Raw genomic sequence first — 4,204 nt, forward strand, 5'->3', positions numbered from 1 at the left:
TTGTAAGGCTCGACGGTGATCAKCGTGTCTTCGTTGCGGAAGCTGGCCAGGTGCTGCTGATAATTGCGACGCGACGAATCGGAGTAGATCGCCGGACGTTCGGTGCGGCCATGGAACGCACCCTTCACCGCAAGGCGCTTGATGGTACGGCCAGCATGCCGCGCACCCGGGTCGGTCATCACACGCGCGTTGACGTCCGCAATGCGGCCGGCAAGCGTCACCGATTCCGAGCCCGAATTCAGGCAAAGGAAGTGCGAGTAGGGGCTACCGCCACGGTTGCGACCGAGCTCCTTGTTCAGCGCGTCGCACAGGCGTAGCTGCGAGACGTTCGCTGTCATGACGTTCGCCATGACCTGCGGGCGCGCCATCGCATCGATGATGTGCTGGGGGTTGTGACCGAAACCGAGCATGCCGTAGCCGCCGTTGTCGTGGATCACGGCGCCCTTCAGCGTGACGACCCACGGACCGCGCGCGGCGGCCGGAACGTACGGGTTCACGCCGTCGTCCGGGTAGAAGTTCACCAGGCCGCACTGCAGGTGGTCGATCTGCGCGGCCTCGTCCATGCGCAGGAAGTCGCCCATCTCGGCGCGGAGCGCCTGGTGATAAGCGGCGGCTTCTTCGATGGCCTGCACCAGCGAGGGGTCGATGCCTGCGAAGCGCTCCACCGTGGCGTCAGCCAGGCCTTGCGTACGCGGCGTACCGCCAAAGTTGCGCAACTCGCGCAGAAGACCGATGACGTCCATAACCCACTCCTCACTTCGAATGACGCGGCACTGGTTCGAATCGATCCCTTAAGACGCCGCTAAGTGTCTATATGTAAAGGGATTATTTCCTCAGCATATCACGCGGATTTTGGCGGCGTAACCCCCGGGTGACGCTTGTCACATCCGCACAATGACGCAAGCGACTGCCGCCAAGGGGTTGCGACCGAATATGTTGCGACGCAAGGGAGGACATCATGAACAACGACACCTGCATTGCGCGTCTGGACCGGGTCGGCAAGCGCTACGGCGCCATCGTCGCACTGGACGGTATCAACCTGGAAATTCACCGCGGTGAGCTGCTTGCGCTGTTGGGCCCCAACGGCGCTGGCAAGAGCACCAGTATCGGCCTGCTGCTCGGTTTGCACAGGGCGGACACCGGCAGCGTCAGCCTGTTCGGGCGCGATCCGCAGGACATCGATGCGCGTCGGCGCATCGGCGTCATGCTGCAGTCCGCTGCCTTGCCGCCAACCCTGAAGGTCGGCGAGCTGATCAGTCTCACGACCAGCTACTACCCCGCACCCCGGTCGGTGGCCGAGTGTGCCGCCCTGGCTGGTGTCGACGATCTCCTGGGGCGCCGGTATGCCGCCCTGTCCGGCGGCCAGCAGCGCCGCGTGCAGTTCGCCATGGCGCTCGCGGGGCGGCCGGAGATTCTCTTTCTCGACGAACCCACGGTCGGCATGGACATCGTCGCGCGTCAGGCCCTGTGGGCGGCAATCCGCAAGGCGGTCTCCGAGGGTTGTGCCGTCGTGCTCACCACGCACTACCTCGAAGAAGCCGAAGCCCTGGCCGATCGCGTCTGCGTGATCGCCAAGGGGCGTGTCGTCTCCGAAGGCACGGTGGATGCGTTGCGTGCGCATGTCGCGGTGCGCCGCATTCGTTGCATCACCTCGATCGCTGCCGCTACGGTCGCGGCGTGGCCGGAAGTGATCTCCGCCGAACACGTGCACGACCGTCTGGCCATCGCCACCGCCGAAGCAGAGACCGTGGTCCGTCGCCTGCTCGACAGCGACGCCAACCTGACCGAACTCGAAGTGCAGCGCGCCGGCCTGGCCGAGGCCTTCACCGAAATCACCCGTGAATCCGAGACGACCGATCGTTCGCAGGAGGCCGCATGAACACCATCGACAGCATCGCCACACCGGTGATGACCACGGGGCGGGTGATCAACGCCTATGTACAGGAAGCGAAGTCGGAATGTCTGCGCTACCTGCGCAATCCTGGCTTCCTCCTGCCGACGCTGCTGTTCCCGTCCGTCTTCTACCTCATGTTCGGGATCTTCCTCGCGCATTCGAATAGCGCGGACGCACCGCGTTATCTGCTTGCGTCGTATGGCACGTTCGGTGTGATGGCACCGGGCCTGTTCGGTTTTGGCGTATCGCTGGCGCTGGAGCGCGATACCGGTCTGCTCACGCTCAAACGAGCGATGCCGATGCCGCCGGGCGCGTACCTCCTCGGCAAGATGTGCATGGCCATGCTCGTCGCCGCGGTCGTGTCGATCATCCTGCTGTGCATGGCGGTGTTCCTGGCGGGCGTCTCGCTGCCGGCATCGCGACTGACAGCATTCTTCGTACTGGAAGTGCTCGGCGTGCTGCCATTCAGTGCGCTTGGCCTGCTGATTGGCACCCTGGTGAAGGGGCAGGGCGCTCCCGGCGTGGTCAACCTGGTCTACCTGCCGATGGCCTTCCTGTCCGGGCTGTGGTTTCCGTTGTCGATCATGCCGTCCTTCATTCAGTCGATCGCCCCGATCTGGCCTGCGTACCACCTCGACCAGCTGGCGTTGTCGGTCGTCGGGCTCGGCCAGGGCAACGTCCTGCTCCACGTGCTCGTCCTGCTCGGCTTTACGGGTGCCTTCCTCCTGGTCGCCGCGCGCCGCCTGCGCCGCTACGGTTGAAGTAGCATGAACGCACGCCTTTCCTCGGATGCACGTATGGCCCGCTCGTGGTTTCAGCCGACACCGGATTCGCTGTGGAACCGCTTCCAGGGGAAACCGCGGTTGCGCGCCGCGAGCATGTTTCATCTGGTCTGGACGGTCTATGTCTTCGGCGATCTGGTCTTCGCCGAGAAGCTCAACCCCCACTGGTGGCTGGCCACGCTCATTGCCTTTCCGGCCTTCCTCGGGCTGTATGCGCTCAGTTACATCCGGCCCTTGCGTCAGGCCTCCTGGTTCGCTGTCGCGGTCGCCCTGCTCGCGTACGCCTTGATGGGCATCAACGCCAGCGGCGGCGGGTGCCTGGTGATCTACGCATGCGCGATGATGGGCTTCGAGGGCTCGCCCAAACGTTCCTATCTCGGGATGGCCGGCATCATCGGCGGTTTCGCACTGGTCGGCACGTACATCTACAGCTGGCCGCTGAGTATCCTGGCGACGCTGAGCTTCATTGCGATTTCCGTCGGTTCGATCAACATCATCTACCGGGTCAACGCGCAACGTGACGCCGAACTCAAGCTCTCCCACGACGAGGTTCGGCGCCTCGCCGCGATGGCCGAACGTGAGCGCATCGGGCGCGACCTGCATGATCTGTTGGGCCACACACTGTCCCTGATCACGCTCAAGCTGGAGCTGTCGCGGCGCCTGATCGACCGCGACACGGACGCCGCACGTCGCGAGATGGAAGAAGCCGAGGCAGTCGCCCGTCATGCGCTCGCCGAAGTCCGTTCGGCGGTTACCGGCATTCGTGCCACGGGTCTTGCCGCCGAGCTCGCTTCCGCTCGCCTGCTGCTCAATGCCTCGATGGTGCACTTCGACTACGTCAGCGAATTGCCCCAGCTTCCCGAACGGCTGGAGGCCGGCCTTGCGCTGGTTCTGCGTGAAGCGGTCACCAACATTCACCGCCATGCGCGCGCCTCGTTCGCGGAAGCGCGCGTCGACGTTACCGGGGGTGTCCTTACTTTGTGTGTCGCCGATAACGGCACTGGCGGGGTGAGCGAAGAGGGCAACGGCATATGCGGCATGCGTGAGCGTGTTCGTGCGCTGGGCGGCACCCTGGCCTTCGAATCCGAGCGCGGCAAAGGAACCCGGGTGCGGATCGCCGTGCCGCTGACCGCAGCGGATCGGCGTCTCGCGCCGATGACGGAACCCGATAACCTCGGTCTCGAGCCGCGGCCGACGTCGTGATGCGACTTCCCACCGTCCACCCGGATTCCCTGCTCGGCACGCTGCGCTCGCCGACCTACCTGCGCTGGCAGGCCGGGCTGCAGGTGTTCTGGCTGGTCGCGTTGATCCAGGGGCCGCTCGCGCTGAAGGCGTTCGACTGGGGCTGGTTCGGACCGACACTGCTTTCGATCCTCGTCTACCTTGTCTGCTACATCGGCGTCTACATTGCGCCGCTGCGGCGTTTGCCGTTCCACGCCGTCACGATCGTCGTGATGGGCTTTATCCTCTGGCCGGTCAATCCCATATCGCTGGGCTATGTGATCATCGGCGTCACCCTCCTGGCGTA

Annotated in this window: 4 protein-coding genes and 1 pseudogene; 4 read left to right on the forward strand and 1 reads right to left on the reverse strand. The window is 64.6% G+C overall.

The features are described from left to right. A partial coding sequence (locus AC1DT2_RS16815) for an aminotransferase class III-fold pyridoxal phosphate-dependent enzyme (RefSeq protein WP_477297596.1) occupies window positions 1-743 on the reverse strand: 743 nt, incomplete at its 3' end. Between the two features lie 215 nt (window positions 744-958). Here AC1DT2_RS16815 and AC1DT2_RS16820 point away from each other — a divergent pair. The 4 genes and pseudogenes from AC1DT2_RS16820 to AC1DT2_RS16835 form a co-directional block, all read left to right on the forward strand. Beyond that, window positions 959-1,879: an ABC transporter ATP-binding protein gene (locus tag AC1DT2_RS16820; RefSeq protein WP_477297598.1), complete on the forward strand. Its 921-nt coding sequence runs from the start codon at window positions 959-961 to the stop codon at window positions 1,877-1,879. Then, on the forward strand, window positions 1,876-2,655 hold the full coding sequence (locus AC1DT2_RS16825) for an ABC transporter permease (protein WP_477297600.1): 780 nt from the start codon (window positions 1,876-1,878) through the stop codon (window positions 2,653-2,655). The genes AC1DT2_RS16820 and AC1DT2_RS16825 overlap by 4 nt, the downstream gene beginning before the upstream one ends. Window positions 2,656-2,661: 6 nt before the next feature. Beyond that, a complete protein-coding gene (locus AC1DT2_RS16830; protein ID WP_063573167.1) occupies window positions 2,662-3,879 on the forward strand; it encodes a sensor histidine kinase in 1,218 nt (405 codons plus the stop codon). After that, window positions 3,879-4,204, forward strand: a pseudogene (locus AC1DT2_RS16835) (sensor histidine kinase); the annotation flags it as partial. The gene AC1DT2_RS16830 and the pseudogene AC1DT2_RS16835, both read left to right, overlap by 1 nt.

It is taken from the genome of Luteibacter sp. P4_E6 (genome assembly GCF_056401535.1).